General features: G+C 51.3%; 5 protein-coding genes. 1 reads left to right on the top strand and 4 read right to left on the bottom strand.

Translation table 11 applies throughout. From position 1 onward, the window contains the following. Nucleotides 1-58: 58 nt before the first annotated feature. Complete coding sequence (gene galU / locus ABD892_RS11415) at nucleotides 59-859, bottom strand: UTP--glucose-1-phosphate uridylyltransferase GalU (protein ID WP_345195792.1); 801 nt, start codon at nucleotides 857-859, stop codon at nucleotides 59-61. Between the two features lie 146 nt (nucleotides 860-1,005). After that, entirely contained in the window at nucleotides 1,006-2,370 is a 1,365-nt protein-coding gene (cpsG, locus tag ABD892_RS11410; RefSeq protein WP_345195791.1) for a phosphomannomutase CpsG, read from the bottom strand. 156 nt (nucleotides 2,371-2,526) lie between these two features. On the opposite strand from cpsG, the gene ABD892_RS11405 reads away from it, so the two are divergent. Next, nucleotides 2,527-2,751: an AbrB/MazE/SpoVT family DNA-binding domain-containing protein gene (locus ABD892_RS11405; protein WP_345195790.1), complete on the top strand. Its 225-nt coding sequence runs from the start codon at nucleotides 2,527-2,529 to the stop codon at nucleotides 2,749-2,751. Nucleotides 2,752-3,033: 282 nt separating this feature from the next. Here ABD892_RS11405 and ABD892_RS11400 read toward each other — a convergent pair whose 3' ends face one another. Together ABD892_RS11400 and ABD892_RS11395 are read right to left on the bottom strand one after the other, a co-directional pair. Further along, entirely contained in the window at nucleotides 3,034-3,390 is a 357-nt protein-coding gene (locus tag ABD892_RS11400) for a hypothetical protein (protein WP_345195789.1), read from the bottom strand. Nucleotides 3,391-3,651: 261 nt separating this feature from the next. Then, nucleotides 3,652-3,876, bottom strand: a complete 225-nt coding sequence (locus ABD892_RS11395; protein ID WP_345195788.1) for an SEL1-like repeat protein — start codon at nucleotides 3,874-3,876, stop codon at nucleotides 3,652-3,654. Nucleotides 3,877-3,944 lie beyond the last annotated feature (68 nt).

Here is a 3,944-nt window from a genome sequence, read left to right as displayed (position 1 = left end):
CAGAATCAGTGTTCAAGACTTACCAGAATGGGTGTTCAAGAGTTACCAGAATCGGTGTTCAAGTTGTGCCAGAATACGCACCTTCCACGCTGCCGCAGTCAAACCGGGTACCTTTGAAGCGGTAAGCCAGCACACACCCTTCCTGCGCCTGCTTTAGCAGGGCATCGGTAATCTGGATTTCTCCGCCTTTACCTGGCTCGGTGTTGGCAATCAAATCAAAAATATCCGGCGTGAGGATGTAACGCCCGATGATGGCCAGGTTTGAAGGGGCCTCTTCCTTCGCGGGTTTTTCAACCATATCGGTCACCCGCAGAATATCATCCCGGATCACATCCCCGGCAATCACGCCATACTTGTGAACCTGATCTTCCGGCACTTCCTGCACGGCCACAATGGAGCAACGAAACTGTCGGTAGAGTTTAGCCATCTGTGCCAATACACCCGAGCCGCCGGGGTTCACACACAGGTCATCCGCCAGCACCACCGCAAAGGGCTGATCGCCCACCAGCGTCTGGCCGGTGAGGATAGCGTGCCCTAACCCTTTCATCTCTGTCTGACGGGTATAGGAAAAACGGCAGGATTCCATCAGCCCGCGGATATGACCCAGCATGCTTTCCTTACCGGTGCCGCTGATCTGGTGTTCCAGTTCGAAGTTGATATCAAAATGGTCTTCCAGCGCCCGCTTACCACGGCCAGTGACCATACAGATTTCCGTCATCCCGGCTTCCACCGCTTCATCGACGCCATATTCAATGAGCGGTTTATTCACTACCGGCATCATCTCTTTCGGCATGGATTTGGTCGCGGGAAGAAAACGGGTGCCGTAGCCTGCGGCAGGGAAAAGACATTTCTTGATCATGGGTGGTTATTTACGCTCGGTAAAACAATCAAAGAGATTCGCCCGCCAACCCACACAGGAAGGCTGACGGGCAGACATACAATCCGTCAGTCACAGCTTGGCGCTGTGTCTACAAGACCGCAGCGCTATCAAGACAGGATCAGGACTTATGCGCGGATCAAACGCAACAATTCATCCGTCTGCTGTTGCATCAATGCAATATCGCCACGGCTTTCAACGTTCAGGCGGATCACCGGCTCGGTGTTGGACAGGCGCAGGTTAAACCGCCACTGTCCCATATCAACTGAGATGCCGTCGGTATGGTCAACAGCAACTGCATCCGTCTCATAAACCGACAACACACGATCAATCGCGCCCTGGGGATCTTCCAGCTTGCTGTTGATTTCACCGGATGACGGGAACAGCGCAATTCGCTCGGACACCAACTCAGAAAGCGTCTTACCCTTGCGGGACATCAGTTCAGCCACTAACAGCCAGGGGATCATGCCGGAATCGCAATAGGCGAAATCGCGGAAATAGTGGTGAGCACTCATTTCACCGCCGTAGACGGCATCTTCCTTACGCATACGTTCCTTGATAAACGCATGGCCGGTCTTGCACAACACCGGTTCACCACCCGCAGCGGACACCTGGTCAATGGTATTCCAGGTCAGGCGAGGGTCGTGAATGATTTTGGCGCCGGGATTATGGGCCAGGAAGGCTTCGCCCAGCAGGCCAACGATGTAGTACCCCTCAATAAAGGTGCCGTTTTCATCAAAGAGGAAGCAGCGGTCAAAATCGCCATCCCAGGCGATACCCATATCCGCCTTGTGTTCCAGCACCGCTTCTGAAGTGGCCGCCCGGCATTCCGGCAGAATGGGGTTGGGAATACCGTGGGGGAAGTTGCCGTCCGGCGCGTTGTGAACCTTCACAAACTCCACCGGTATACCGCTTGCCTGGAAGCGCGCCTCAATCGCGTCCACGACATGGCCTGCGGCCCCATTGCCGGCATTAACAACCAGCTTCATGGGCTTCAGGGCTTCCGGCTGGATATAACCCAGCATATGGCTGACATAATCCTGCAGGGTATCCACCGTTTCGTAACTGCCACGGTTTTCCACCGGTGCAAAATCCGCTTTTTCCGCAAGCTGCTGGATATCACGCAGGCCGGTATCGCCGCTGATAGGCTGAGCACCGGCGCGTACCAGTTTCATGCCGTTGTAATCCATGGGGTTGTGACTGGCGGTCACTTCAATGCCACCGTCCACACCTAAATGAAAGGTGGCGAAATAGACTTCCTCAGTACCGGCAAGACCAAGGTCCAACACGTTCACACCGGCATCGCGCAACCCTTCGGTCGCGGCGTGCTTGAGGGATTCACTGGTAAGGCGGACATCGCCACCAATCACCACCGTGGTGGGCTTGAGGTATTCGCCATAAGCCCGGCCGATGCGGTAGGCGATGGTATCGTTGAGTTCATCGGGCATGCGGCCACGAATATCGTAGGCCTTAAAGCAGGAAAGTGATGTCATGAGTGATGGATAACTTTCAGTAACGTGGAGAGAAGATAACAGGCACCCTAAGCAGTGTTGCGGGAACCAGACGTGAACATTGCGATCTAATAACTATAAGACGATTAACTACTACCCTATACGTTTGATACTAAAGCAACCAGCCAGTACAACCAAATGAAAGTCACCACTCAGGGGCAGGTCACCATACCAGCCCACATCCGTAAAAGCCTCGGGATCCTACCTGGAGATAGTGTCACCTTCGTGGAGAATGATCGCGGCGAGATTGTACTGAAAAGAACGATACAGGATCAGCAAGATCCCATTGAAATAGTCGCCCACCGTTTCAAGTTGAGCATGAGTTCTGATGAGCTGATCGCCTTGCTACGAGAGGCGTCATAATGCAAAACGTTTTACTGAACACTTGCGTCATACTGGTATTCGTCGTTGTATTCCTATCAGGGAGGGGCACTAAAGCCTAGAGACTGCAGGCACCATGATTCTAGCGAATTCTCCGGTTCCACCTTTACCAATAAGGATATCGATTTTCTTCTCACCTCATTGCGAGTGTAGACCTGCCAGAATGTTCAGCTTATCAATGGTTTCAGGTTTTACAGAGATTACCAGCAGATTCATAACGCCACTTCGTAAAAGCCGTGAATAGCATCCCTGCTATAGGCAGGGTCAGGGTCTGGCCGCCACCAACAGTTCCAGCATCCCTTTCATGGTTGCGATATCGGCCTTCATCACAGACATCTCAGTCTTCATTTCAGACATTTCTGCCTTCATTTCAACCATGCTGGATTCCATTTTATCCATACGGCCATCCAGCTTATCCACCCGGTCCATCACCTGCCCGACATCAAACTTCAGATCGGTGATAGAAACCTCAACGGCATGTACCCGCACATTGACCTGATGGTCGAGCCGGTTCAGAAAATTGCGTTGATCCTCAAGTAAGGTATTCAAACTTTCTGCCTCCAGAATAGGTTTCAGTCTTTCCAAGCGAGCGACGCGTTCTTCCAGTGTATTTGCAGTCATGACCAGCCCTTGCATTGTAGGTGGTTTATATCGCGGTGCGCAGTATAGACACTCAATGCGGGATATGGCTGTATACACGACGCTGAACGAGGCTGCCCGAATTTACAGTCATCAAGGCCCAATAACGACTCGCAATGTATTACGGCATGGTTCACACCAACGGCGTAATCTAGTAAACGACCAATAGACTACAGCACAGGATATCAACAGTATCCCAACCATCGACGGATGATTTCTAACAAGCAAGAGGCCACCATCCTCTCAGGCTTTGTTAAAGCCTCTTGCTTTTAGCTGTATTATACGCAAATCTTCAGGCGTCAGTTTATTCCCAATATTGTCTCTTTTTGTTATTGCCTCCTGATCCCCCCTATTAGCTGCAACTGAGAACCAGTAATACGCTATTTCATAATTTTTTTTAACACCGTCACCTTTCTCATACATAACAGCCAAATTAAACTGAGCATCAAGATAATTCCTGATTACCACCTAACATAAGCCATTCTCCCGTCTAAACTTACGACACTGGTTTTCCTTGGGTTAGGAGACGTGTCATG

Origin of the sequence: Kistimonas scapharcae (genome assembly GCF_039540975.1) — a bacterium.
GTDB classification, from domain to species: Bacteria; Pseudomonadota; Gammaproteobacteria; order Pseudomonadales; family Endozoicomonadaceae; genus Kistimonas; species Kistimonas scapharcae.
Note: the sequence above shows the minus strand (reverse complement) of the source record. Positions and strands in the feature narration are given on the sequence as shown.